The 24,874-nt window shown below is 70.0% G+C and carries 9 protein-coding genes; 5 read left to right on the top strand and 4 right to left on the bottom strand.

The annotated features are described in order from the left end of the window. Window positions 1-13: 13 nt before the first annotated feature. Genes GNZ18_RS07610 through GNZ18_RS07600 form a run of 3 tightly spaced genes read right to left on the bottom strand, consistent with a single transcriptional unit; the run spans window position 14 to window position 12,257 of the window. Window positions 14-4,105, bottom strand: coding sequence for an Eco57I restriction-modification methylase domain-containing protein (locus GNZ18_RS07610; protein ID WP_312874362.1), 4,092 nt, complete (start codon window positions 4,103-4,105; stop codon window positions 14-16). After that, window positions 4,102-7,065 (bottom strand): DUF8741 domain-containing protein, encoded by a 2,964-nt coding sequence (locus tag GNZ18_RS07605; RefSeq protein ID WP_156215456.1) that lies wholly within the window; start codon window positions 7,063-7,065, stop codon window positions 4,102-4,104. Before GNZ18_RS07605 ends, GNZ18_RS07610 begins: the two co-directional genes overlap by 4 nt. Further along, on the bottom strand, window positions 7,065-12,257 hold the full coding sequence (locus GNZ18_RS07600) for a DEAD/DEAH box helicase (protein WP_156215455.1): 5,193 nt from the start codon (window positions 12,255-12,257) through the stop codon (window positions 7,065-7,067). Before GNZ18_RS07600 ends, GNZ18_RS07605 begins: the two co-directional genes overlap by 1 nt. Window positions 12,258-12,466: 209 nt before the next feature. On the opposite strand from GNZ18_RS07600, the gene GNZ18_RS07595 reads away from it, so the two are divergent. The 5 genes from GNZ18_RS07595 to GNZ18_RS07575 all read left to right on the top strand — a co-directional run bounded on the left by GNZ18_RS07595 (window position 12,467) and on the right by GNZ18_RS07575 (window position 23,353). Next, entirely contained in the window at window positions 12,467-14,251 is a 1,785-nt protein-coding gene (locus GNZ18_RS07595) for a PD-(D/E)XK nuclease family protein (RefSeq protein WP_156215454.1), read from the top strand. An 11-nt stretch (window positions 14,252-14,262) separates the two neighbouring features. Further along, the gene (locus tag GNZ18_RS07590) at window positions 14,263-15,381 is read left to right on the top strand and encodes a restriction endonuclease-related protein (protein ID WP_156215453.1); all 1,119 of its coding nucleotides are present in this window, start codon (window positions 14,263-14,265) and stop codon (window positions 15,379-15,381) included. Continuing rightward, on the top strand, window positions 15,378-18,629 hold the full coding sequence (locus GNZ18_RS07585) for a hypothetical protein (protein WP_156215452.1): 3,252 nt from the start codon (window positions 15,378-15,380) through the stop codon (window positions 18,627-18,629). The genes GNZ18_RS07590 and GNZ18_RS07585 overlap by 4 nt, the downstream gene beginning before the upstream one ends. 3 nt (window positions 18,630-18,632) lie before the next feature. After that, the gene (locus GNZ18_RS07580) at window positions 18,633-21,125 is read left to right on the top strand and encodes an RNaseH domain-containing protein (RefSeq protein WP_156215451.1); all 2,493 of its coding nucleotides are present in this window, start codon (window positions 18,633-18,635) and stop codon (window positions 21,123-21,125) included. A 155-nt stretch (window positions 21,126-21,280) separates the two neighbouring features. Further along, window positions 21,281-23,353: a UvrD-helicase domain-containing protein gene (locus GNZ18_RS07575; protein WP_156215450.1), complete on the top strand. Its 2,073-nt coding sequence runs from the start codon at window positions 21,281-21,283 to the stop codon at window positions 23,351-23,353. Here the strand turns inward: GNZ18_RS07575 and GNZ18_RS07570 are convergent. Continuing rightward, window positions 23,350-24,873 carry a serine/threonine-protein kinase gene (locus tag GNZ18_RS07570; RefSeq protein ID WP_312874361.1) on the bottom strand — a complete coding sequence of 508 codons (1,524 nt, stop codon included), beginning with the start codon at window positions 24,871-24,873 and terminating at the stop codon, window positions 23,350-23,352. The genes GNZ18_RS07575 and GNZ18_RS07570 overlap by 4 nt on opposite strands. Window position 24,874 lies beyond the last annotated feature (1 nt).

Below are 24,874 nucleotides of genomic sequence, written 5' to 3'. Positions count from 1 at the left end.
TTCTTCGCCCCAATCACCTCTCCGGATGGCGCGGACCTTCTCCTGGCGGCGGGTCGAGGATGGTCTTGTACGGCTTCCCCGTCTCCATCGCCCGCGCCATCGCATCGTAAACGTCCAGGATTAGCGCCTTCGTCCGCGCGAATCGCTCCGGATCGTTGCGCCTTAGTACATCAAAGCTGTCCAAGATCGACTCTGCGTCCTGCCGGTCCACGCCATACAAAATGAAGTACGCAGCATCCAACTCTGAACGCAAAACCATACGCCGATCATTGTTCCACATAAAGGGGGCCCCTTGATCCCCCAATTCACAAGCAAAAGCCTTCAATTCCCATGCAACATAAGTCAACTCAAGGACTCGAACCTCAAGCCATTCCCGAAGCCGAGTATCTACTTCCCACGTAACAGAAGCATCATAAGCACCGGGAGCTATTACAGGAAGTTGTTTAAGGTACCCGTAGGTCAAATGAGTGCCACCCATCTTCTGACGCAGCACATAGTCGAAAACGAGTGAGGTGACATTTGCATAAAGGCATGCCACCTTCTCCGAGTACACTAGCGCAACCGGAAACGTGTGCCCGACGCCAGAACGGGGCAATATACCAAAAATCGCAGTTCGTTCATCTGTGCTACGGGCAATATCCCGCCACCCCAGGAGCCACTTCTTATCCCACCGGCCAGCCAGCCGGTCTTCCACTTCCTTTTCCGAAATCCAGTAACGCGGGAGCACCGAGAACCGAGAATTCATCTTGTTGGCGTCCGAAACGCGAGGCAAGACACTGTCTATGCGCTCGGCACCTCTTTCGCGATAGTCTCCGAATCGGTGATCATAATGATAGACCATCTTCCCCTCATAGAGAGGAAGCATCCGCTCATTTTCCCGAGTGGCAATGTTACCTTCGAGACTCCAGCCCTCCGCAGTCAACTGATTGAAGGTTGCAAACGAGCTAGAGTCGCTCGCCATATCAAACATGCGCACAAAAGAGAGATTCCATATATTGCCACCGGGACGCTCTCTCCACAATGTTGGCAAACGTTCATAAATGTTGCGCACGATGCGTGCATCCCGCGGGAGTTTAAATGTCGGACAGTTTCGAGTATTCGGATTTACAAGCTCAACATCACGTTTGGTCAACCGATAGGTCCTGCCCATGTCCTTGAGTTCCGAGGGCAGCCCCAAGTCAAAAGCCAGCATAAAGTATTCGACCGTGACCTTGCGCCCGCCAAACGCAATCAGACAGAAGCGCACATCTCCATGTCCAACTCCTTGAAAAAGTCCGCGATTGTTGCGAAAGCCAAGAACATGAATTAGTGCTTGACTCTGAACAAGTTCGCTGAAGAATGGCGCCGTGGTGGCATCGGTGGCAATTCCAGTGGGCAGCACGAGGCCGCTGCGGCCGTGTGGGCCGACGATAGTTCGGGCCGTTTCAGCAAATACCGAATAGGTGTTAACATCACCGCGTCCAGTGAGCGGGTAGAGACCCGACGAGCGGAGTAGATGGCTCCACCCCGCAGACTTGCGCAACTCCTCCTGAAAATCATCATAAAGAGCCCGATCTGTTGGCTCCTCACTCATCTTCAGTTGCTCGATGAGCCTCTTACGCGCGGCGGCGTTGCGGGCTTTGGCGATCTTGTCGTTGCGGGAGTCGAAGAACTCCTGCTCCTGGAGCTTTACACGTTCCCACGGCGGGTTGCCGAGGACGCAGGTGAAGCCGCCCTGCCAGCCCGTGTCGTGGTTGGCGTCGGGGGTGGAGTCGTTGCCGACGAGGAAGATCTCCGGGAATTCCAGGTGCCAGTGGAAGAAGCCGTACTGTTCGATGAGCTTGTCGAGTTCGTCTTCCATCTCCGCAGTGGGCGTGGCCTGGGCGAAGTCCGTCTTGGCCACATCGTCCCCGCCCATGATTTGAAGGGTGGCTGACGTGATAGGGCGAGGCTTCTTCTGCTTGGGGAAAACGAACGCGGCGCACCAGGCGTCGGCGAGGCGCTTGCGGTTGGCGAGGTCCGGGGAGTCGAGCAGGGCGCGGAAGCGGCGGGCCTGTTCGCGAATGTCGGCGATGGAGCCGACGCGCATCCGGTTGAGGGCGGTGGCCTGGCGTGTCAGTTCGGAGGTGTCCTCCGGGGGCCGAATCAGTTCGAAAAGGCCATCACCTTGAAGGGCGAGTTGCCGATCGCGTTCCTTGGTGTTTTCGGTGCGGAACCGCTTCGCGATTTTCTTGTCGTCGTCGCCGATGGGCTTGAACGCCTCGTCCGGGATTCCCTGGATCAGCAGCTTGGGGGTCGTGCCGAGGAGGGAGTTGCCGACCTTGATGTGGCTGTCGAGGAAGGCGAGGGGACGACCGGGTTCCTGCGATTCGAGCCAGAGCGAGAACTTGGCGAGTTCGGCGGCCATCGGGTTCAGGTCCACGCCGTAGACGCACCGCTCGACGACCTTGTGCATCGCCTCGCGGACGGCGGCGGGCGTCGGCTCGTCGTCGCCGCTCCACATGATCGCGTACTTCCTGGCGATGCGGCGGGCGGCGGCGACGAGGAAGTGGCCGGAGCCGCAGGCCGGGTCGCAGACGGTGATTTTCAGGAGGTCGTCAGGATTTCCCGACTGGGCGTACTCCTCGATGATCGGGTCGAGGGTCGTCTTGAGGAGTTCGTCGATGAGGGCCGTGGGCGTGTAGTACGAGCCGGTGGTCTTGCGCTGGTTACCGCGCAGGTTCTCCAGCCAGAAGCGGGGTTCGGCGTTGTCGATCTGGGGTTCGAGTTCGAGCAGCGACTCGTAGACGCTTCCCAGTTCTTCCGCGCCGAGGTGCTGGTAGTCGACGCGGTGGGCGCTGCCCTTCTTGTCCTTGAAGGTGGTGAGGAGCCGGATGGCGGAAAGGAGGCGTTCGTTGGTGAGTTCGCAGGTGCGCAGCAGATCGGGCGCGAGACCGGCGTCATTGAGCGGGTCTCCGGCGCGGAAGAACAGGCCGCCGAGCGCGGGCAGGCCGAGCTTGGGATGGCCGTCGTCCGTGCCGAGGGAGTCGAGGACCACGACGAGCGTCCGCCACAGGTCCTTGTGGCGGTCGCCCCGGCGGCGGGACGAGATACGGCGGAGGCGTTCGACGGAGAAATAGTCCGTGTAGCGGTCGCGGGCGGCCTGAAGCTCGGCTCGCTGCTCAGGTGTGGCGTCGGGCGGGTCCTGGACGAGGAGCGCCTTCCGGCCTTCGGCGACGAAAAGGAAGATGAGCTGGTAGGCGAGGCGGAGCAGTTCGTGGCGGTAGTCCTGGCGGGTCAGCCGAGCGTTCGCCAGGTCGTCGCGTAGTTTCTGGTTGACCTCGAGGAAGCCGGTGCCGAGTTCGTTCAGGGCGCGTTCGACATTCAGGCGCAACTGCTCGCGGGCGCGGCTGCCGGTTTCGATGCCGTGGGCGCGCCACCGTTCGAGCCAGCAGTCGGCGACCGTGGGATCGCCGCCGTCGTCGCGCGGAAGAAGCTCGAACCGGGACGAGTGCAGGAGGGCGAAAAGCTGGACGAACTCCGGGTACAGGTCGCCGTCGAAAATGGTTTCCAGGTCGAACTGCACGTATGCCGAGCCGACGAGTGCGGACGAGTCGCGTAGGATGCGCAGGACGCGCCCGTTCGACAGGACGCCCCAAAGGTGGGCGTCGCTGACGTTGAGGAATTCCTGGAGCATCGACTGCGGGGCACGGCCGGTCTGGCCATGGGCCTTCGTCCGGCGGTCGAGGTCGGTGTGCCAGCCGAGCAGGTGTACGGCGACGTGCTCGCCCCACTGGTGGGAGACCGGGTACGTCTTCTCCCCGGCCGCGATGCCGCCGCGCACATAGGCGAGGCGTCCGAAGCCGAGTTCGTCGAAGAGGCGGAGGAGCCAGCGCTCGCGGGTCTCGGTGACGGCGGAGTCGGTCGGCGGAAGCGCGTCCAGGCGTTCGCGGAAGGCGCGGTAGGCGCCCTTGAGGTAGTCCCATTTGCGGCTGGCCGCCTCGCCGATCCGCTCCCCGGCGGCGAGATGGTAGTCCTCGGGGCGGTTGCCCGGCAGTTCCCTGGTCCCGGACCTGATCAGCTCGATCAGGTCGGCGGAGAGCAGGCCGCCCTCGATGTGGACGGCGGTGTAGGGCGAGCCGCTCACCGGGCGCCTCCCGCGGGCAGGTAGACGTAGACGCCGAGTACGTCGGCGTGGTCGTGGGGCCGGACGTCCAAGCCGCGCTTGATCGCGCCGACCGACGACCGGACGCGCCGGTGCGCGGCCTCCAGCCGGTCCGCCAGTCCGGCGGCGCGGGCGTCCAACTCCGCCTGGACGGAGCCGGGCGGCGCGGGTTCGCCGGGCGCGGGCGGGTCGCCGAGTTCGTCGATGGACGTCTTGACGGCCCGCTGGACGAGTTCGGGGAGCACGTTCGCGTCCGGGCCCGCGCCGAGCAGTGCGGTGACCTCGTCGTCGGTGAGCCATTCGCGACCGCCCGTGTCCCCCGGGACCGGTGTGTCCCCGGTGGGGGGGCGGACCGATCTGTAGGCGAGGATCTGGGCGTCCTCAGCGACAAGAGTGCGCGGGTCGGGCCGTGGGTCGTCCGGCCGGGGCGGTCTCGGCAGCGTCAGGTGGAAGCGGTAGCGGACGAGGAGCATGGTCGTCCGGGACGTGACGGCCGTGGTGCGGATCGCGCCGCAGCTGCGGGCGGGCCGTTCCCGATCCGGCAGCTCGGGATCGAGGGCGGCGTCGACGACATGGCGGGCGAGTGCCACGACCGACGGGTCCGTGCGGACGAGGGCGTGTTTGCCGGTGGGCGCGGGCACGTCGTTCAGGAACTCCAGGAGTGGCGGCTTCGACTCGTCCTCGGCGGCGCCGATGAGACCGAGGGCGTGCCGGACACCGATCGGGAGGCCCTGTGTCTGGACGCTGAACCCCTGCTCGCCGACCTGGACGGCGCCGCCCATCGCCGACAGCGACTCGCGGACGAACCGGGCCACGTCGGTGTGGCGGCCGACCGCGGTGCGGGCCTCGGCGGCCTCGCGCCGCACCTCGTCCAGCTCCTTGACCCCGGAGTGCGCGTACTTGGTGAGCACCTTCGATTCGCGGGCGGCGGCGCTCTCCCAGGAACGGTGGAGCTTCTTGGTGGCCGGGTCGTCCTCGAAGTCGAGGGCGAGCTGGTCGGGGTCCTTGCTGTGTAGAAGGAGGCCCTCGACGAGGGCCTTGACGACGGTCTCGCTGCGCTCGGGAACGGGCACGGCGACGCCGGTCTGCTTCGCGATCGTGGCGTGCTTGAGGAGCAGGACGTGCAGGACGACGCCGTCGATGCCGTTGTCGGTGCCGAACAGGGTGATGGCGCGGACCTTCGTGCTGCGCTGCCCGAACCGGTCGACGCGGCCTTCCCGCTGCTCGTGCCGGGTCGGGTTCCACGCAAGGTCGTAGTGGACGACGGCGTTGAAGTGCTCTTGGAGGTTGACGCCCTCGGAGAGGCAGTCGGTGGCGACGAGGACGCGGCGCTTCGACCGCCGGGTGAGTTCTTCGATGCGGTCGATGCGCTCGGCGGGTGGGAGCGTGCCCGTCACCGCCTCCACGCCGGCCTTGCGTCCGAGGGCCTTGCCGAGGTGTTCGGCGACGTACTCGGCGGTGGGGATGTACTTGCAGAACACGATCGGGTCGTAGCCCTCGATGAGCAGCGCCTTGACCTCGTCGATCAGCTTGCGGAGCTTCGCGTCGTGCTCCGCGCCCTCCAGCGCGCGGGCCTCGGCCGCCATGGCGCGCATGCGGGCGCGGGCCCGCGCGGACAGTTCCTCGTGGTCGGCGCCGGGCGCGACGTCGACGCCTTCGAGCGCCTCGTCCTCGATCATGTCGAGGACGCCCCGCGCGCCGAGCTCGTCCGCTTCGGGGACGGTCTCGGCGGCGTCGGCCGCGGACCGGGCGGTGAGCGTCGCGGCGGCGGCGCGGGGCGAGGACGCCACCGAGCGCAGCAGCGCGAGCACCGACCACCAGCGCACCTGCCGCCGGACCTCCCTGGTGACCGGGTCGCGAACGGTCTCCCGGGCGTAGGAGAGGACCTTGTGCATCAGCTCGGATTGGCCTTCGCTCTGCTCGTATGGGACGGGAAGGAGCATCCGGTCCTTGGGGAAACGGGTCTCCTCGTCCAGGTAGCGGCGAATGTCGCGGCGGCGCCGCTGGACGTAGTGGCGGGCGAGGCGGTCGCGGCCCTTCTCGGTCTCCAGGTCGACGGTGGCGAGCGCCGGGTCGAGCAGGCCGATGAGGTCGCGGAACGCCTCCTCCTTGCCGCTGTGCGGGGTGGCGGTCACCAGGATCAGGTGCCGGTCGGCATCCTCGGCGATCTCTTTGAGCAGGTCGTAGCGGCGCTGCCGGAGCGTCGTCGCGGCGCCGCCCGCCGGGACGCAGGTGTGCGCCTCGTCCACGATGACCAGATCGGGGCAGGCGCGGAGGAACTGGGCGCGGCGCTGGTCGCCCTTGATGAAGTCGGTGGAGACGACCGTGTAGGGGTGGCGTTCGAAGAGCGACTCGTCCGAGCGCAGGTCGCGCTGGAGCCTGGTCACCGTGGAGGGCAGGACGAGAACGGCGTCGATGGCGAACTTGTCGCGCAGCTCGGCCTGCCACTGCTCGGCGAGCGCGGGCGAGCACAGCACGGTCAGCCGGTCCGCCTCGCCCTGCTCGATCAGCTCCTTGGCGATCAGCGCCGCCTCGATGGTCTTGCCGATGCCGACGTCGTCGGCGATGAGCAGCCGGACGGTGTCCATGCGCAGGGCGAGCAACAGCGGGAGAAGCTGGTACTGCCGGGGTTCCACGGCGATCGCGGCGAGCGAGCGGAACGGCCCGGCAGCGGAGGTGAACCCGATCCGCATCGCGGTGCGCAGCAGGCCGGCCGCGACGCTGTCGCCGACCTCGCCCGGGTCGGCGGACGGGCGGGGGAAGCTCGCGGGCTCGACCTCGTCGGTGAACAGGCCGGTGGTGAACTCCCGATCGCCGTTGAGGGGGCGCGCGACGATGAAGCCGTCCGTGGACTCGGGCAGGACGACCCACTCCCGGCCGCGCGCGGCGACGAGGGAACCCGGCGAGTACACGGGCGCGGCGATGCCCGCGGGAGCCGCCATCAGGCGTCGCCCCGTCCAGTGCCGAAGACGCTCGGGTACCCGCTCACGATCTCGTCCCACTCCCCGTCATAACTGAACCGGACCACCAGCCAGCCGAGGTCCAGCAGCCGTCCTTCCGCTTGGACGTCGCGCTCCCACACCTGCGAGTACCCGTGGTGCGGACCGTCGACGAAAACCGCGACGGGGCCCGCGGGCAGGCGGTACACGAAGTCGGGGCGGGCCAGGGCGTCGGCGACGAGCGTCTGGGCCTCGTCCGGCAGACGATAGTCCCTTTGCTTGAGGAACGTGACGAATCGGCGCTCCAACTCGCTGCCGGAGGCGTCGGCGAGGCCGGTCGCGTGTTCCTCGACGGTGCCCCGCTGGTCGGCGCGCGCACCCGTCCAGGCCCCGGCCAGCTCGGCCAGGAGGTCGATGACGGAGTGCCGGTCGATCCGCTGGTGGAAGACCTGGTTGGTGTAGGACAGCAGGCAGTCGTAGCAACCGCGTTCGCAGCGCTCGCGGGCGCCGGGCGCGGAGCCGAGGTCCTCCAGGGTGCCAGGGTCGACATGGATGATCCGCAGCGCCGTCCTGGCGATCTCGGCGAGCGCCTCCCCCTCGTCGTGGAGGCGGCGCAGGGCGCCGGCGCCGCCCTCGGCGCTCTCGACGAACAGCATCCGGCCGCGGTCGTCGGCGTCCGGCAGCCCTTCGCTGGTGAGCTCGGAGTCCTCCAGTTGGAAGTGGGCCTCCATGCCGCGCTCCAGCGCGTAGCGCAGGGTGACCGCCTCGGTCTCGGAGACCCGGCGGCCGAGCCTGATCACGCAGATGTTCTTGTGGTCCTCGACGAACGGGACCACCTTCACCGCGCGGGCGGCGTCCTTGAGCGGGCGGAGGCCCTCGTCCTCGGGCATGAGGCCGGCCGCGGACGTCTCGCTGAGCCAGCGGCCGCGGATCGGGTCGAGCCAGAAGCCGACGTCGCTCGCGTCCCTGCGCCGCCGCCGGCCCCGGTTGATGACGCGGATCGCGGCGGCGTCCCCGTACACGAGGTCGGCGATCCGGGCGCCGTCCCGCCCCTCGACCTCCGCGTGCAGCCGGCCCGGGCGGGTGCCGTGTGTGCTGAACCGGTACACGGTCTGCAACTCGAAGCCCGCGCGGCGCCGCTCCTCCTCGTCGGAGGAGATGCGCTGGCGCCGGACGGTGTGCACGGTCTGGAGGTGCATCATCCCGGACAGCGCGCCGCCGAGCTCGGCGTCGCACTCCTCGCACCGGTCGACGCCCGCCTGCCGCGAGTGCCAGTACCCGCACGACCCGCAGATGCGGGCCTCGGTGGTGGCGACCTCGCCCGCCTCGGCGCCCGCCGGAACCTGGACGCTGCTGACCTGGTAGCGGGCGCCCTCGTGGTAGATCAGCGCGCCCGGCCCGAACTCGCCGACCGCGATGAACCTGGGCCGCTGGATGTAGGCGCCGCGCCTGCGCTCTCCCGGGATGTAGGCCGCCAGGGGAAGGCGGGGGAAGGAGTAGCCGGGCAGGAACCCCTCGGACGCGAAGTAGCGGTAGGTGTAGAAGTCGCTGAACTGCTGTTCGCTGTCCTCGTTCTTCAGCAGCTTGATCTGGTTCTCGGCGTCCATGCGCCGCCGCTGCGCCTGCGTCCGCGCTCTGGACTCGGTCGAGTGGTCCAGGACCCGCCGGTTCTGCTCGCGCTGCTCGGCCAGGGCCGCGCGGTAGAGCTGGCGCCAGCGTTCGCAGGCGTCATCGAACCTGCGGGCCGCCCCGCGGACGACGTCGCGCACCCAGTCCTCGTACCACCAGGTTGTGCCCTCGATGCTGCCCGGAGCGGCGAGGTCGGCGAGCACACGGCCCGCCCGGGCGGTCGCGCGGCGGCGGGCGGTCTCGTCGGCGAACTGGTCGAGCAGATGCGGGTGGATGTCCAGGGAGGGCTCCTCGCCTGAGATGTCCAGGACGTCCGCCATCCGGGAATGCAGGGACACACCCGTCTCCGCCAGCCAGATGGCGTGGACGTGCGAGCGGAGAAGGTCCTCGTTGGTCAGGTCGAGCCGGGGTGGTTCGACGCTGCCCGCCACCATCAGGTCGGAGCGGCGGAAGTAGTACTGGTCGTGCGCGCGTCCCGTGGAGCAGTAGGTCGTGACGAGGGCGGGCTGGCCGCTGCGTCCGGCACGCCCCGACCGCTGGGCGTAGTTCGCCGGGGTGGGCGGGACGTTGCGCATCCCGACGGCGTTGAGCGTCGCGATGTCGACGCCCAGCTCCATCGTGGGCGAGCAGTACAGGAGCGGCAGCCTTCCTTCGCGGAAGTCCAGCTCCCGTTGCATCCTGTCCTCGTTGCGGACCTGGGCCGTGTGCTCGCGCGCCTCCAGCCCGGTGAGGCGACCCGCCGTCTCCTGGTAGAGGTCGCGGAAGAACCGGTTGACGCGGACGCCGACCTCGGGATCGACGACCTTGCGGAGCGGGTCGGCGGCACCCGACATGCCGTCGCCCGCGCGCCAGACCAGCGCCGACGCCTTGAGCCGGTAGCCGCGCACGCCCTCGCGGGTCTCGGTCTCGACGGTGAGCAGCCCGCAGTCCTCCAGGACCTTGAGCAGGCTGGCGATGATCTCCTGGGCGTCAGCGACGGACAACGTGTCCGACAGGTGGGGGAACTCCTTCGGCCTGCGCAGGTAGCGCCCGACGGCGCTCCGGCCGGTGAAGTGGACGCTGCCGCGACTGCCCCCGCGCCCGGACGGGACCGCGAACACCGTCCGCGCCCTGACCATCGGCTCACCGTGCGGCAGCGCCCAGGTGCCCTTGAGAAGCTGGTCCGACAGCCCTTCGATCCGCTCCTGGCCTTGCTGGGTGAGGACGTCGATGTCCACGGCGAGGGCTCGCCGCATCTCGTCCAGGACGATCTGTATCAGCGCCGCCCGGTGGGTCGGATCGTCGTCGCGGAGAACGTGGTGGGCGTCCCGCCAGCTCTCCTCGTCGGCGGCGATCTCCTCCAGGTCGAGGTAGCCGAAACGGATCAGGCCGGTCTGCTCCAGGTTCGGCATCGTGACCCGCCAGCCGCGTTCCAGGTCCGCGTAGAGGCGGTACGACAGCACCAGCCGCAGGGCGCGCCTGATGTTCTCCTTCTGGCTGAACTTCGCCCCCGGGTTCTGCGCGAAGTCCTCCATGGCGAGGCCCAGCGCGTCCTCCACGGCCTGCGCGACGCCCTCATGGGTAAGCCCTCGCTCGCCGGCCGCGAGCGCGGCCCGGAACAAGGCCCCGCGCACCTGGGTGACCTGCACGAAGTCGTTGAGGAACCCCGCCTGGAGGCTGGCGTCCTGCCGGTTGTCGACGAACGTGAGGAGCTTCTTCGCCTCGTCGCTCAGCCCTTCCTGCGTGCGCAGGCTGCGCACGATGCTGGAACTGATCACCGAGACGGCGGAACTGCGGCCCTCCGCCGCGTAGGAGGCGAGCTTGGCGAAGTCCTTCCCGCGGGTCTGGGTGTAGGAGACCCGGCAGCGCAGGCAGAAGCGGAAAGGCGTGGAGAAGTAGGCGGCTCGGACGCCGTCGCCCTCGGGCCGCTCCGCGCCGTCCACGCCCAGCCACACCTCGCGCGGCAGGTGATCGCGAAGCGCCGGCAGGACGTAGGGGGCGCCGCTCTCGTCGGTGTCGTACCAGGAGTCGGGCAGGCGACCGGCGCCGATCGGATCCTGGACCGGCCACGGCTCGTCGGCGCTGAGGTACAGGTAGCCGTTCGCCGCGTCGCCGCCGGCGGCGTCCTGGTCCTGGCGGGGCGTGTAGAACACGCCGTCCGACCTCCGGGTGCGGGCGACGACGAGGTACTCCTGCCCGCACTCGCGGCAGAACGCCAACGGCAGCAGCGCCTTCTCCCGCTGCCCGGGGACGCTCACCTGATACTGGCTGGTGATGTGTCGCTCGTTCTCCGGCTCCAGGCTGACGTAGACCGTGTCGCCCTTGGAGAGGAACTGGTGGAGGCGGAACGCGAACAGCGGCCAGCCCGTCACCGGATGCCGGGCCCGTGAGCCCTGGCGGAGCGCCTCCTCGATGGCCCGCGCGCACCGGTCCCGCGGCTCCCCGGTGGTCCGCGCGAGTTCCTCCGCCGCGTCCGGCAGCTTTCGCGGCCGTTGCCGGACGAGCCGGTTCGTCGGCGCCTCGGTCGTGAGGCCGAAGGTCGTCTCGATCCATCCGGCGAGCGGGTCCCGCGCGAGCGCGGCATAGTCGCGTTCGGCACCTTCGAGCACCGCGGCGATGCCGCCGCGAAGGTCGTCCGCGCCCGGCTCCTCGACCTCGGTGGCTCGGCGGAGCGTCTCACCGATCACCCGGTCCGGCCTCACCGGCGTGCCGAACAGCCTGGTCGCCACACCGGCGACCTTCTCCTGCGCCTGGGCGAACGTGGCACTGGTGGCCATCGTGGCCGACGTACCGACGCACTGGAGCGCGGGGGCGTCACAGGCGTCCCGCAGCCGCCGGACGAGCATCGCGACGTCCGAGCCCTGGCGCCCCCGGTAGGTGTGCAGTTCGTCCAGGACGAGGAACCGCAGGCCCTGTGCGGCGCCGATCAGTTGCAGGCGCTCGGCCGGACGGGTGAGGAGGTACTCCAGCATCACGTAGTTGGTCAGCAGGATGTCCGGCTTGCGGCGCAGGATGCGGTCGCGCTCCTCCTCGCCCTCCTGACCGGTGTACCGGGCGAACGTCACCGGCCGGTCGTCGGCCGCCATCCCCCAGGTCAGGTACTTCTCCAGCTCGTGGAGCTGGCTGTTGGCCAGGGCGTTCATCGGGTAGACGACGATCGCCTTGATCCGTCCGGGCGCGGGGTCGCGCAGGATCGAGTCGACGATCGGGACGATGTAGGTGAGGCTCTTGCCGGACCCCGTCCCGGTCGTGAGCACATAACTCTCGCCCGTCCGCGCCGCGTCGATGGCCTGCCGCTGGTGCTCGTGGAGGGTGAGCGACCGCGCTCCCTCGTCGTCCGCGCTCTTCTTCGCCCGGAAGAAGCGGTCGCAGTAAGGGTGCAGGACGTCGCGCCGGACCAGCTCGGTCACGGTTCCGGCGGGCTCGAAGTTGGGGTTGAGGGAGAGCCAGGGATCCGGCCAGCGGACCTTGTCACCGTTCTCGTGGTCCAGATGCTCGGCGATCTTAGTGTCGCGCACCTGGACGAGCGAGGCGGTGAAGGCCGAGTAGTCCTCGATCAGCCGCTCGTGCACGCCGAAGACGTCCATGCCGCCGGCCCTCCCCTCCCGTTGCCTCTCCCCGTCGCAAGCGGCCACCGGTACCGCACGTGGCACATGCTCACCCTGGGTGGACGCCTCTCGCAAGCCGACGGATGACACCGCGTCAGGAAACCGTGGTGCTGTCCTCGCGGTAAGACTTACCCTACCATCCATCGATTTCTATGTTGATCGAGTTCACAACTGCTCTAATGGACGCTATGACCGTTCATGAGTGGGGATCTCACGATGGGCTGCGCGGTGAGGCGCACATCATCAGGCTCTCGGCCAGTGCCCTCGACCGCGACGACCGGCACTGCCGCGACTTCACGGCCCTCAAGGCCCGCCCCCGGATCTGGCCGAGCGCGTACGAGCGGCGCCGGTACGCGCCTTGGGACACGTTCCCGCTGGGGCTCGTCATGAGGGCGCTCGACTCGGTCGAGTTCCAGGGCACGGACATCGCGGACGCGGTAAACGAGGCCGTCACGCGCAACCGTTCGACCGTCCACCCCGGGGTGGCGGCGTGGGTGCGGCACGCCTGCGGTGCTTACCTCCAGGCCGCCGAGTGGGTCGCGGACGAACTCGAGCCCGAAGACGTCGTGCTCATGCCGCAGCCGCTTCCCCGGGTCGTCCAGCACGAGTCGGCGGCCGAGCTGCGGATGCTCACCGCCTGGGGACGGTGGTACGCATCCGCGGACGGCCGGGTCCGGGAGTTCCGGCGGCTGCGGATGAGCAGGGCCGGCGAACGGGACGCCCCGTCCAACGACGCCATGGCCTTCGTGGCGGCGGCGGGGCAGCGCGCACAGGGCGACGTGTACCGGGATCTGCCGGTCGACGTCGACGCGGACGAGCACATGCCCACGCGGATACGGGTGGTGGAGGTGGTCCTAGCGGCCGACATCGCCCCAAGGGTTCTCGTGGACTCCACTCCGGACGAGATCCGCCGGACCTACCAGAAGAATACGCGTCATCTTGTGACCCGGGTCGTTTTCGGCGCAGGCAAGCGCCCAGGCTCCGACTGCGTCGACTGCAAGGCACGGGCGTCGTGCGAGGCGCTGCCGCGTGTTCCCGGCCTGCTGGGCCTACAGGGAACCGGAACACATCGCCGGACGTGGTCGGTCACGACCGGAAGGCAGTACCTCATCTGCCCAGCGCAGGCGCACCTCCGAGAGCTGCACATTCCCGCGACGCCGTGGGCGGACGGATCGGCGGTGCGGCGCGGCCGGGCCGTCCACCGGTGGTTGGAGGCCGCGCACGGCCGTTCACCCGCCCGAGCCTGCCGTCTGGACGACCTTCCGGAGGTGGACGCGGCGGACCTCGGCCTGGCCGCGGAGGTCATGACCCATGAGGAGTACCTGGACGCCCGACCGTTCCTGCTCGCGCATCTGGCCGTCTGCCCCTTGGACGACACGGTGGAGAACGTCGTCCCGGAACCGGCCCTGGCGGTGTACGACCCCGCGGCTGACGTGGTGGTCGTCGCCTACCCGGACCTGATCCGCGAGGTGGGCGGCCGGACCGTCTACCGGGAACAGAAGACGACGCTGGCGGCGACGCCCGGCGAGGAGCCCGGCGAGGTCTTCTCGCGCGTGCCGCAGCTCGCGCTGGCCGTCCGCCTGGTCGAGCACGGCGTCTTCGGCGGCGAACAGGCCGGCACGGTCGAGCTGGAGACGATGACACCGGACGCGGCGACGGTCCTTTCGTTCGAGGTCTCCGACCCGGCGGTGCGGGAGGCGGCGCGGGACGTCATCGCCCGGATGACCGGCGAGTGGCACGTGGACACCGCCTTCCGTCCGAACCCGGGTCACTGGTGCGCGGGATGCCCGGTCGCCCAGTGGTGTCCGGACCGCGCCCCGACCGACCCGGCGGCGCCGATCGTGGTGGACGGCGTCCGCATCGACCCCCGGACGGGCGAGGTGCTGGACGTTCCGCGGGCGGTCAGCGGCCGCGCCGCCGCCGTGGCCCAGGGCATCGCCGAGCCCGGCGCCGACGACGAGCCCCCGTTCTAGAGGAAGCCGACATGACGAGTACGACGACGCTTGAGCGGGCGGTCACGGCGGCGATCCGGGCCGGCTTCGCCTGGACCGTCAGGCGGGAGCGGCCGGAGGCCTGGACCGAGATCGCCAGGATGACCGGAGTGATCATGAGAACGTGCGGCCCCGGGCGGGGGCCCACCACGCCGGTCGAGCTGGTCGGGGCACTGAGGCGCCCCCTCGGCACATGGCTGCCGGGATGCGGAGCCGATGTGGGCGGTCTCGTGGTGCTCGACGCGGACGACGAGCTCACCGACGCGACCTTCGAGATCGGCTGCGACTACACCGCCGAGGTCCTGAGCGGACAGGACGATCCCGGCGCGGGGTGGCTTCCGGGCTGGCGCGTCCACCGGGCCGAACAGATCGAGACCGCGGCCTTCCGCGCGCTCCTCGTCGGAACCGACGACGAGTACACCCGGGGTCGGAGGTTCATCACCGAGCGCCCCGCCGGCGCTCTGACCGAGCTGATGGTCGCGCGTGACGCCCTCGACCTTCCCGCGCTCGTCCCGTACTCGGAGATCCCCGAGGAGCGGCGGTGGCGGGGCCTGTGGTGGCCCTGTCCGGTCTGCCGCTGGCCCATGCGGGTGCGGGGCCCGCTGGTGCGCTGCGACTTCCCCCGCCACGAGGCGGTCTACGGGCCACCGGACGGTGGCACCGCTTCGCGGCTGAGGCCGGTCGGCGCGTCGCGGCGCGCCCCCGGGGCCCGGCCCGCGGACGGCGCCGTCTGTGTGGACGAGTCGGTCTGGCGCTACATCGTGGTGCCCGGTGTCGTCGAAGTACGGCTGCACGACCGGCTCGCCGCTCTCCCTGGCGTCAAGACCGCCCTCTACCCGCGAAAGGACCTTCACGACATCCAGGTCGTGGGAGCCGGAGAGGGCGACAAATGGGAGTTCACCCTGGACGTCAAGGACTACGCTTCCGCCTCCGCGCTCGCCCGCAGACTGGAGGAACGGCCGATCGCCTCGGGCCATCTCGTCCTGCCCCGGTACCGGCGCGACCAGATCGGAGAGCTGCGGCGACTCCTGCCCGAGACGCGAATCGCCACCGAGGACCAGATCCACGACCGGATCCGCCGGAGGGCGGCTCGGGCGGGGAGTCCCCGATGACGCGACCGAACGACAGGCAGCGCGTCCGCGAGCAGACGTCGATCTCCTGTGCCCTGGCGCTTGCCGAGGTCTACTTCCCCGGCATGGGCGGCAAGGCCCACGAAGAACACGCCCAATTGCTGCTCACAGGTCGAATCGACGCTTGGCCGGGCTACTGGCGTCTCGCGGAGGACGACAAGCGACGGGTCTGCGCGCTGCTGAGACACCGCCCGGACGAACTGGCGAGCGCCGAGTTCTTCGCCGCCGCGCTGCGCACCGCCGCCGCGACCGGGCGGCTGCCCGGCTACCACCGCGAACCGGACGGGACGCTCACGCCCGACCACGGCCTGTCTCCGCTCGAACACGCGGAACGCCTGCTCACGGAACTCTCACGGCAGCGGAGGAACGGCGCCCGGCTGACGGCGCCGGCCGCTCCGGGCCGCTACCGGACGACGCTCCGCGTCCTGCGCCAGGGTGCGGCGACGACCACGACCCGCGCGGTCTACAACCTGACCGACCTGCGCGCCGGAGCCGACGAGATCCCGGTGGTGACGGACGCGCCGCGTAGGGACGAGGTCGTCTTCGGAGCCGACGACCTGCGCAAGATGGCCGAACGCATCGACAACGCCCGGGGCGAGGGACACCGTCTACAGCGGGTCGAGGCGCTGTTCGCCGGGCTCGTCGACCGCGACGGCGACGCCGTCGCCGAAGGGCTGCGTGTCGGCGCGGGCGGGCTCACGAAGATTCTCCAGGCGCCGACCGGATTCGGGAAGTCCGTGCTGCTGGAGGTCATCGGGACGCACGCCGCCGAACAGCACCTGACCACCGCGCTCGTCGTCCCGACCAGGGCCGCCGCCCTTCAGCTCGCGCACCGCATCGAGAGCGACCTGTCGCTGCTGGAGATCGACGCGTCCTGCACACCGCTGCTGTCCCCGGCCAAGCTGATGGACGACGCGGTGAAGGCCGCGACCGACGATCCGGACGGCTTCGGCGCCTGGGCGTACGAGCGGCTGGCCTACGGGTGCGCGCTCGCCGCGGCGGCCGAGACCGAGTCCGAGGTGGACACCTGGCGGCCGGGAGAGGAGCCGTGCCGGGAGTTGCGCCCCTCACGCCCCGGGAGGACCGAGACCGACGGCGCTCCACGCGCCTGCCCTTGGCGGGCCGGCTGCGGCAAATTCAGGCTGATGCGGGAGGCCGTGGATGCCGACGTCATTGTCACCGCGCACCAGACGTTCTTCACCGGGCGGATGCACATCCCCCTCGAAACCTCCGGCGCGACGGCGCCGGGACGCTCCGACCGGCTCAGCGTCGAGGAGTTCCTGCTACGGCGGTGCCAGCTCGTCGCGGTCGACGAGCTGGACCAGTTCCAGGCCGCGGTGATCGGCCGGAGTGCCCGCCACCTCGTGCTCGCCGACGGACCGCGGAAGACTCCGCTGCACACCCTGGAGGAGGAGTTCCGCACCGCCTTCGGGCAGATCCCCGCCGAGATCGACGGGGAGGTCCGCCCGATCCTCTCCGATCTGCAACTGCTGGCGGGCGGGTACGTCGCGGGGCTCGCGCATGGCTGGCTCCGCCCCGTGCGCGCGCACCGCCCCGGTTGGCGCACCGACCACTGGATCGTCCCGCGCGGCCATGACGCCTGGATCACGGGGCGGCTCCTCGGCCTGCCCCCTGACGGCCGGGACATCGCCGAGGAGGAGACACGCGCGCTCCACCTTCTCTACACCGGCTCGGTCGCCGAGGCGGCCGGCATACTCCGGCTCGGCGGCGGCCTCGGCGAACGCGAACAGCGGGAACTGCTGGCCGAGGTCTCGACGGTGCTGCGCGCGGTGTCGGACGGCTGCCGCGACGCGATCCTCCCCGTCCATCTGACGCGGCTCGTGAGCCTGCTCCAACCGGTGGCGGCGGACGAGGCACAGCGCGGCCTGCTCGCCGAACGCATGATCCGCCGCGCCTACCTGGAGCCGCTGCGGCGGCGGCTCCAGGAACTGTTCGTGCACACCTCGCACCTGCGGGCGGTCGGCGCGGAGTCCGCCGACCAGGTCGCGGACGCGCTCGGCGGGCTGACGGCGTGGACGGCCATGCCCGGAAGCCCGCTCGGCCGGCTGTTCCTGGCCTTCAAGGAACGCCATGACCCGGAGACGCCCCGGCACGCCAAGCTCTCGATGGCCGCCTTCGGCGGCGACCCGCACGGCTACGTGCTGTACCTGGGCGAACTGACCGCCCGCGCCCACGCCGGAGTGCCGAGGGCCGTTCTCGGGCTGTCGGCGACCTCGTACTTCCCCGGCGCACCGCACCATCACGTTCACACCGCGCCGACCTGGAGCGTCCCCGACGCCGACCCCACGGGAGTGACGGTCCTCGCGTCCCAGGCGTTCTCGGCCGACCAGTCGCCGATCAGGGTGTCGGGCGTCCAGGGGCCGCGTCGGGAACTGAACGTGCGAGACCTCGGCGAGTCCCTGTACCGCGCGACGCTCCACCCGGAACTCGATCGGCTCGCCGTTCGGCGCCGGCGGGCGGGAACACCGGGACGGGACCTGATCCTCGTCGCCACGACCTCGTACGCGAGCTGCCTCGACCTGGCCGAGGGCATGGCGCGCGCGGGCGCCGCGCCGGGTTCGCTCTGCGTTGTCGCCAGGCGGGGCGACGAGCGCGCGATGACCGACTCGCGCTGGCACACCCTCACCGCCGACCGGGTCGAGCGCTTCCCGGCCACGGGAGCCCGCATCCTGATCGCGCCGCTGGCCACCGTGGAACGCGGCGTCAACATCCTCGACGGAACGGTCTCGGCGCTCGGCTCGATCTACCTCGTCGTCCGGCCTATCCCGATCCTCGACGAGCCCGCCGAGTTGCTCGCCCACATCAATCACCGGCTCTGGGCCGCGGAGCGGGGAGGCGAGGAGCACCCTCAGGCCGCCCTCCGGCTCCGGATCAGCAGGGCCGGCCGGCATTTCGCCGAGGTGGTCCGCTCCGCGCAGTTCTTCCGCTCCCAGCCCGACTGGGTCCAGCGCGGCGTCGTCGCCGAGATCGTCATCGGCCTCGTCCAGCTCGTCGGCCGAGCCCGCCGCGGTGGCACACCCGGCCGGGTGCACCTCGTCGACCACGCCTTCTTCGACACGCGCGGTGGATCGGACCTGCCGCGTCTCATCCGCGCGCTGCGGGACGAGTGGGCCGCCTCCGGCGAGCTCGACCCTCTCCTTCGCCTCTACGGCCCGACCCTGCGGGCCTTCTTCGAGTTCGCCGACCGGCGACCGTCCCCCGAGGAGTGAACGATGTTGTGGACCGCGGCTTTCCGCCTTCCGCCCGAACAGCTCGGCCGCCTGTACGTCTATCCGCTGCCGGCGGCCTTCGTCGAGGCCCTCTGGGAGCTCGGGCGGCGGTGGCGCGGCAAGAACGACCGCGCACGGGCACCGCACGCGTCACTGGCCAACGCGTTGACCGCCGTCACCGGCCGTCCCGTGTGCGTCCTGCCCCGGACGCGCATGGGCGAGGGGGACGTCCTCCTCGTCACGACCGAGCCCATCGATCCCACGATCCTCGCCATCGCCGTCCGCAAGTGGGAGCGGCTGTGCCGCGGGTCGGACACGAACGTGCTGGCTCCCCTGCTCAGCGGGGTCGCTCCCGTCAGCACGGCGCTCGCCGACTCGGTCCGGCGGCCCGCGCCTGGGCGGGTGGCCGCCGAGCCCTGGGTCTACCGGGTCCTGCGCTGGGTGGTCGCGAAGCAGCTCGCAGCCCGGCCGGTGCTGTTCGACGGGCGCGAGGTGACCTTCCGCCTCGACAGCTCCGGCGCCCTCGTCGCCTGGGACGACCCGATCACCAAGCCGCGGCGGAACGGAACCGACGCGAGGGCCATCATGCAGATCACCCCGCACATCAAGACGATGCCGGGCGTCGGCGACCTGATCTGCGTCCTCGACGCGACCCTCACGCGCCTTCGCGACGGCCTCTACGACGTCCGCAACGTCTGGATCGACCATGGCCGGGAGCACGGCGGCAGCGCGCTGCTGCGGCTTCCGGTCGGATACCGAAAGGACCAGGACGGCGTGGGGCGCGTCCTCGGTGACTTCAGCGCCGACATCGTCACGGCCTGCGGGCTCGATCCGCTGCCATGGGGGCCGGACGTACTGCGCGAGCATCCCGAACGCGTCCGCGCCTGGCGGGCGACCAACACCGAACACCCGATCGGCACCGGAGTCGGCCCGCGCACGTACCTACGGCTGACCGAGCACGCCGCGAAGGCGCTTGACGCGGAACCGATCACCTACCAGCCCTTCACCGCCCCAGGTAAGGGGGCCGGCCGCGTGAGCGTCCGAGTGCCCGCCTCGGCCATCAGCGACCACATTCGGCCGGAGGCGCTGGACGCCGCGATCGGCGCGACCGAGCATGGCCGCCTCCGCATCGTCCACCTGACCGCGACCTCCGGCACACGCAAGCGTATCCGGGAGGGGCTGGAGAAGTACCGGCATCCGCAGTCGCCTGAGCCGACGCCCGCGCTCGGCGTCGTGCAGCCCCTCACCCGGCGAACCGAAGTGGTGGGGTACGACATCGCGGCACTGCTCGACGACGTCCAGGTGGACGCCGCGGCGCTGGCGTCGGAGGCGCCCATGCTGAAGGCGGAACCCGGGACCCTCACGCTGGCGCTGGTCGAGACGGCCCACGACGAGGAGGACGACAGGCCCGACGCCAAGCGTCCGCTGCGGCGGGCGCTGGCCGAACTCGGAGTCGCCTCGCAGTTCATCGCGACCCGCCCGGCCTCTGAGGCCTCTGAGGACCCAGAGGCCACCGACCATCCCGTGGAAGCGGCCCTCAAAGACCTGATGCGGCTCGGCGGGTTCAGCGACGACCGGCTCCGGGACGCCGTCACGATGCGGTCCTACGCGCTGGACCGGCCGGCCTGGCTCGTCGGCGTGCACATCCGGCGACAGAACCCGACCGCGGCCAAGGCGCGTCCCGTCCTCGTCACCGTGCTCGTGGCTCTGCACGCCGACCCGGACCCGTCCCGCCCCTGGACCATGCACATGTACGTCCCGGGAACCGGATGGCGTCCCCATGCCCAGGGTCTCGCCGCCTTCCACGCTTCCGCGATCGGAGCGGAGGCGGGCCGGGACGCCTTCGCGAACGCGCGTGATCTCGTCGACCAGGCTCTGGGCTCCCTCCCGGGCCACGACGAGGACCCGGTACTGGTGATGATCGACGCGGACGCGAGCCGCCGCGTGTGGTCCGGGCTCTCCGACGCGCGCCTCGGGACGGGGGCGCTGCCCGGGGACGGCCTCCCGGAGGCTCGGGACATGGCGGTGGTGCGCATCTGCTCCGACGACGTCGAGATTCCCCGGCCCGTCCACAAGGCGGCCGGCGGGAAGCGGTCCGCGGACCCGGACCAGCCGGCCAAGCCGGACGGGCGGCTCTACGTCCACGAGGGGGATGACGGCAGGCGGAGCTGGATGCTGGGCAGGACGTCCACGACCTACGAGTCCGGCATCGTCGGCCGCTGCGGGGCCCTGTACACGCGGTTCACGCTGCCTCTTGAGAAGAAGTTCCTCCAGGGCAAGCCCTGGCACTCGTTCACGGGCACCGAGTTCGTCGTCGCGCGGTCCGGGCGGTTCTCCGAGGAGTCCGCGGCGGTGATCGCCGCGCGGCTCTGCGCCCAGCCGGTCTCCTGGCGGGGCCGTACGCGCTGGCCGGTCCCCCTCCATCTGGCCCGCGTCGCCGACATGGACCACCCGCACTACCGCGCCGCCGAAGAGGGCGACGTCTCCCCCGGGTGACGTCCTGGTCTTCCGTCATCGAGCTGACCGGCTGTCGTTGTCCGGATCCGGACGGCGATGGCTGCTCTGTATCGTTCTGGCGGCCCATCCGGCGAGTATCGGACACCTAGAATGGCGCCTCGACCAGTCGTCAAAAGGGATGAAAGGGCACGGAATTGGCTCAGCTGGCGATTGCGAACTCGTTCATGCCGCAGTACGCCAGGCTGGAGCCGAAGGTACGGAAGGGCGTCGAAGCGACCTTCGCGAAGTTCGCCGAGCACACCTACGCCGGGCTGCATCTGGAGAAGATCCACAACTCCAGGGACCCCCGTATCAGGACCATTCGGATCGACCAGTTCTGGCGCGGGGTGGTGCTCGCGCCGGAGCGGGGGGACGTGCACTGCCTGCTCGCCGTCCTGCCCCACGACGAGGCGATCGCCTGGGCCAGGAGCAGGAAGTTCACCGTCAACCAGCGGCTCGGCGTGCTGGAGGTGCGCGACCAGGCCGCGCTGGACGAGATGTCGCCGGCGCTGTCCAAGGCCGCCGAAGGCACCGCCTTCCGGCTGTTCGGGCATGTCTTCGACAAGGACCTGATCAAGCTCGGCATCGACGCGGACCTCATCCCGCTCGTCCGGTTGCTGACGACCGAGGCGCACCTCCAGGCGCTGGAGAGGCGGCTGCCCGAACCGCAGTACATCGCGCTGCTGGCACTCGCGCAGGGCATGAACGTCCAGCAGGCGTGGGAGGAGGTCGCCAAAAGCCTGTCGTGCGAGGAGCGACCGGCGTCGGTCGATCCGGACGACCTGGTCGCGGCCATGCGGCGGACACCCGGGCAGGTCGCCTTCGTGAACGGGCCCGAGGAACTGCGCGATATCCTCGCGCACCCGTTCGACACGTGGCGGATCTTCCTGCACCCGGTGCAGCGGCAGATCGCGCTGCGACCGTCCTACAGCGGCCCCGCGCAGGTGACGGGCGGGGCCGGGACGGGGAAGACCGTCACGGCCCTCCATCGCGCTCGCCTGCTGGCCTCGAAGGGGGATGCGACCCGCGTCCTTCTCACGACCTACACGACCAACCTCGCGCAGGCACTGGAGGCGCAGCTGGCGCTGCTCATCGAGGACGAGCGGGTGCGAGAGCGCATCCACGTCCGGAACGTGGACGCCATCGCCTACGGGATCGTCGGCCGGCACCGGCGGCCGAACATCGCCGGCGGCGAGGTCCTGGAACCGCTCTGGACGGAGGCGGCCGAGCAGACACCGTACTCGCCCACCTTCCTGAACCGGGAGTGGGAACAGGTCATCCTCGCGCAGGGGCTGGAAAGCGAGGCCGACTACCTCACGTGCACACGGACCGGCCGCGGCGTCCCGCTCGGCCAGGGAAAACGGTCGACGGTGTGGAAGGCCGTCCAGCAGGTGGTGGACCGGCTGAAGGCCGAGGAGAAGTCGACCTTCCCGCAGCTCGCCAACGAGGCGGCGGAACTCGTGGGCGGCCCCGAGTACGACCATGTGATCCTCGACGAGGCGCAGGACATCCACCCGACACAGTGGCGGCTGCTGCGCCGGCTGGTGGCCGAAGGCCCCGACGACCTCTTCATCGTGGGCGACCCGCACCAGCGGATCTACGACAGCCACGTGTCGCTGGCGAGCCTCGGCATCAACGTCCGGGGACGCAGCTCGAAGCTGAAGCTGAACTACCGGACGACGCAGGAGATCCTCACCTGGTCGGTGTCGCTGCTGGGGCTCTCCCCCGCGCAGGGCCTCGACGACTCCGCCGACACGCTGGACGGCTACCGGTCCCCCATGCACGGCCGGCGCCCGACGGTCACGGCCTACGACGATCAGGAGGCGGAGCTGGACGGGCTCGTCCGGCAGGTGCGGTCCTGGCTCGACGAGGGGGTCGAACCGGCCACGATCGGTGTCGCCGCGCGGTACAAGTACATGGTGCGGAAGGCCGTCGAGCGGCTGAAGGCCGATGGCGTCAAGGCCTTCCAGGTCCCCAGCAAGTCGGCGGGCGTCCAGGTGGGAACGATGCACCGGATGAAGGGCCTGGAGTTTCGCTGCATCGCGGTCATCGGGGCCGACGACCATTCGCTGCCGTCGTCCCGCGCCGTCACGCCGGAAGCCGAGGACCCGAAGGCGCACGCACAGGACGTGCAGAAGGAGCGCTGCCTGCTGTTCGTCGCGTGCACGCGCGCTCGCGACCGGCTGGCCGTGTCGTACACGGCGTCGGCCAGCCCGTTCCTTCCCTAGCCGAGCTCGTTGAGCAGGACTTTCAGGGCACTGAGCTGCGGATGGCCATCGCCGTAGCGCCCGCGTAGGTCGTCCGTGAGCTGGGTGATCTCCCTACGCGCCTCGCCCGTCCGGCCCACCGCCGGCAACAGCCGGGCCATCAGCTCCCGCAGGCGGAAGGCGGTGTCGCCGTAGGGTCCCGCCTGGGAGATGTCGTCGAGCAGCTCCTCCACATTTCGAATGGCGGTGGTGGTGGCCCCCAGCCGCGCGTGGCACAGTGCCTCCTGCTCGCGACAGCGCAGCACCTCGGCGTCGTCCGGGCCGTACCACTCGGCCAGTTCAACGGCGAGCCTGCCGTAGGCCGCGACGGCGCGCCGGTGGTCGCCGCCCTGGAAGAGAACATCGGCGAGGTCCAACCGCAGCCCCATGTATTCGGGATCGTCGTCGCCCAGCGCGAGACGCGCGGGTTCGATCATGTCCGAGAGGATCCCGGCCGCCTGGGTGTACCGGCCGTCATCGGAGAGGACCGCGGCCTCCGCTCGGGCCGCGACGATCTCGTCCACATCGGGGAGCACCGTGGGTTCCACCACGGGTGCGGCGGCAGACACGGTGTCGGCCATCTCGATCCTGCTCACGATGTCGCCGTAGAGGCGGACCTTCGTGGTGCCGTCGACCGCGCCCGGCAGGGGTTCGAGGGGCCCGATGAACTCCCGGAGGCGGTGGTAGACCTCCTCCGCGTCCGCCGGGCGATCGTCCGGCCGCTTGGCGAGCAGTCGCAGGACGAGGGCGTCGAGCCCGAGCGGGATCTCCTGGCGGTGGCAGCGCGGCGGGACCGGCTCCTCGTCCTCATGACGCCGGACCACCTCGTAGGGCGTCGTCCCTGGGAAGACCTGACGTCCCGTGAGCATCTCGTAGAGCACGCAGCCGAGCGAGTACAGATCGCTCCGCGGCTCGGGACTGCCGTAGACCTGCTCCAGGGCGGTGTAGCCCGGCGTGTAGGGACCTCCGAAGCCGGTGGTGGTCGCCCGGACGTCCTGGGGGCCGAGGCCGACGGCCGCGCCGAAGTCGAGCACCTTCACCGAACCGTCCCCGCAGAGCATGAGGTTGCTGGGCTTGAGGTCACGGTGCACGAGCGGCCTTCGATGCGCGACGCTCAACACCGCCGCCACCTGCGCCGCGATCAGAGCGGCCCAGGAGATGGGCAGCCGCTCGTGCGCGTCGACGAGATCGCCGACCGTCATCCCCTCCACGTATTGCATGACCAGGTAGAAGCAGTGGCCGCCCGCCTCGTCCCGGTGCTCGCCGAAGTCGTACACGGTCGGGACGCCCGGGTGCTCGAACCAGGCGGTGCTACGCGCCTCCTGCTCGAAGCGGCTCACCAGCGCCTCGTCCGGCGCCTCTCGCACGAAGGTGAACTTGACGGCGAGACGGCGGTCGAGGAACCGGTCGTAGGCGCGCCATACCTCACCCATGCCTCCGCGCCCGATGGCCTGATCGAGTTCGTAGCGACCGCGTTCGCCAAGAAGGTCACCCCGCCGCACG

Source organism: Actinomadura litoris (assembly GCF_009733595.1).
Lineage (GTDB): Bacteria > Actinomycetota > Actinomycetes > Streptosporangiales > Streptosporangiaceae > Spirillospora > Spirillospora litoris.
Note: the sequence above shows the minus strand (reverse complement) of the source record. Positions and strands in the feature narration are given on the sequence as shown.

Coding starts and splice junctions, on each gene's coding strand:
- GNZ18_RS07580 (WP_156215451.1), top strand. CDS start 18,633: ATGTTGTGGACCGCGGCTTTCCGCCTTCCGCCCGAACAGCTCGGCCGC.
- GNZ18_RS07590 (WP_156215453.1), top strand. CDS start 14,263: ATGACGAGTACGACGACGCTTGAGCGGGCGGTCACGGCGGCGATCCGG.
- GNZ18_RS07585 (WP_156215452.1), top strand. CDS start 15,378: ATGACGCGACCGAACGACAGGCAGCGCGTCCGCGAGCAGACGTCGATC.
- GNZ18_RS07600 (WP_156215455.1), bottom strand. CDS start 12,257: ATGGACGTCTTCGGCGTGCACGAGCGGCTGATCGAGGACTACTCGGCC.
- GNZ18_RS07605 (WP_156215456.1), bottom strand. CDS start 7,065: ATGGCGGCTCCCGCGGGCATCGCCGCGCCCGTGTACTCGCCGGGTTCC.
- GNZ18_RS07595 (WP_156215454.1), top strand. CDS start 12,467: ATGACCGTTCATGAGTGGGGATCTCACGATGGGCTGCGCGGTGAGGCG.